This is a genomic window from Bacteroides sp. 43_46 (genome assembly GCF_001915455.1).
GTDB classification, from domain to species: domain Bacteria; phylum Bacteroidota; class Bacteroidia; order Bacteroidales; family Bacteroidaceae; genus Bacteroides; species Bacteroides caccae.
In genome coordinates this window covers 1-2,062 of record NZ_MNQN01000011.1, presented here as the reverse complement: position 1 = coordinate 2,062, position 2,062 = coordinate 1, and the positions used below count along the sequence as shown (strand labels likewise).

The 2,062-nt window shown below is 35.3% G+C and carries 3 protein-coding genes; 2 read left to right on the top strand and 1 reads right to left on the bottom strand.

Features of this window, described 5'->3' with window-relative positions; genetic code table 11:
- On the top strand, positions 1 to 1,161 hold a 1,161-nt coding region (locus tag BHV72_RS00310; protein ID WP_286853349.1), incomplete at its 5' end, for a tetratricopeptide repeat protein.
- 128 nt (positions 1,162 to 1,289) lie between these two features.
- Complete coding sequence (locus BHV72_RS00305; RefSeq protein WP_022043210.1) at positions 1,290 to 1,661, top strand: DUF3244 domain-containing protein; 372 nt, start codon at positions 1,290 to 1,292, stop codon at positions 1,659 to 1,661.
- Between the two features lie 210 nt (positions 1,662 to 1,871).
- On the opposite strand, the gene BHV72_RS00300 is transcribed toward BHV72_RS00305, so the two are convergent.
- Positions 1,872 to 2,062, bottom strand: a 191-nt coding sequence (locus tag BHV72_RS00300; RefSeq protein WP_286853343.1) for a hypothetical protein, incomplete at its 5' end; no start/stop codon positions are given.

The window sequence follows — 2,062 nt, the reverse complement described above, 5'->3', positions numbered from 1 at the left end:
GATGATGTAGCAATGGAGGCTTATCGTAAAGCTTATCAGATATTGAAAGGAGGTGTAGAACAAATATATCCATTAAGGGGTATGGCACGTGTTTTTTTGCTGCAAAATGAAAAAGATAGTGCATTGTACTATTATCAGCAAGCGCTTGATTGTGCGGTAGCTGTGCAAGATTCTGCTTTGATAGGTGCGCTTTATCATGATTTTGCTATGCTTTATGATGAGCAAAAAGATTATATTCTTGCGGATAAATATGTATCAAAAGCGATTATGATCATGGGGCAAGATGAGGCAGCTAATGCTTGTTTGTTAAAAGCGAAAATTATGCTTAACTTGGATAAACTTGATTCTGCTAGTTATTTTTTTAACAAGAATGTAGATCAACTTGGTGTTAATGGTAAAGTTGTTTGCTATAATGGAATGTATCAAGTGGCGAAGAAAAAAGGAGAATGGGAAACTGCTGTGAAAAACATTGATATGTATAAGATACTTTATGATTCTATTCAAATAATGGCTGATAATGAAGAGCTTAATCGTCTAATGGATAAACATCAGTTAGAAGAACATAAAAGGACGTTGTCGGAACATGCTCAAACATTATTTGTTAGTTTGGTTTCTATTTTTCTTTCTTTGACAATAATATGTATCTTTTGTTTTATGTGGAATGATAGAAAGCGGAAGAAGCGTTATATTGCTTTGCAGCAAGAGTTAACTCAGAAGCGTGTCGATACTATGTTGCTAAAGGAGGAAAAAACTTCTGAACCTAACCAAGAGCATATAAATAAAAAAATGTCAGATTTGCGGGAACAACAGTTGCAATTATGTATATCCATGTTTCAAACCACTGATTGTTATAATAAGTTGGAAACATTAGAGAAATCAACTCCTAAACAATTGTTGGCGATGCGCAGTTTGAGAGCGGATATGCGTATTGCTATCTGTGAAGCATTTGTTGATGTAATGGTGAATCTTAAAGAATGTTGCCCGTCTTTGACTAATGATGACTTGTTTTATTGTGTCCTTTCTTCGCTTCATTGTTCAAAAACTGTTATAATGGAGTTGATGGATACTACATCGGACGCACTTAAGACTCGTAAGAACCGTATAAAAAATAAAATGGGTACATATTTATTTGAACAGGTGTTCACTGTTGATAATCTGTAAGATACAGTAGGATTCTTACAAATTATTTTTCATATAGACAAAAGACTGTTACCATTGTTACCATATAAAAATCGTTTCTTTTAGTCTATCTGTGTACATTTGGGGCGAAATTTTAAACCCAATTTATTATGAAAGCTAAATTTTTACTTGTTTTCTTATTTGCTATTTTGTTCCAGGTAAATATACCGTCTTCTGCACGAGAAATGAAGTCTTTGCGTCGTATTGAATTAAGCTGCAAAACTCAAGCACAGCATCGTTCTATTCCTATTACGCCTGTTGCTTTTATTGAGGACGCACTAGTTACTATTGACTTGCTTTCCACTGTTCCTACTGCAACAGTTGTTGTGAAAGATGCAGAAGGCAAAGTTGTTTATTCATCTACCGAATGGAATGTAGACAAAGTTAATATTGATCTTACCGGTGAGCAAAAAGGTAAATATACCTTGGAAATACAGCTTCCTACGAAAGTATTTTCCGGAGAATTTGAACTGGAAAATTGAAACCTTAGAATCAATCTGTAACTAGAAGATTAACCTAATAATTAACTATACAAAAGCCCCACTATAATATAGTGCATTGTTAAAATGACGATCGGATACCGGTTGACAGGGGAAAGAATCGGCTAATTCTGATTGGGGGGCTTGATAACCCTTGTGAAAGGTGTGCAATAAATGTTTGTTATATTGCAGGATGCAATATTAAAATCACTCTTAATTGTTGGTCTGGAGACTGGTAGGGTGTTCGAGTAGTCTGGTGATTCGAACGATAGGCTCATTCAGCAACAATTGCGGTATATCTGTACAGGTGAAATACCTGATAATAGATGTATTCTCTGTGAGAAAGGCTCTTGGGCTTCCGAGTAAGAAGCCCAAGATTGCTTCCGGAGGTAGTGGACAAATAC

Bases quoted from the DNA above. Each gene is read 5' to 3' on its own strand.
- BHV72_RS00305 (WP_022043210.1), top strand. From the start codon at position 1,290: ATGAAAGCTAAATTTTTACTTGTTTTCTTATTTGCTATTTTGTTCCAG.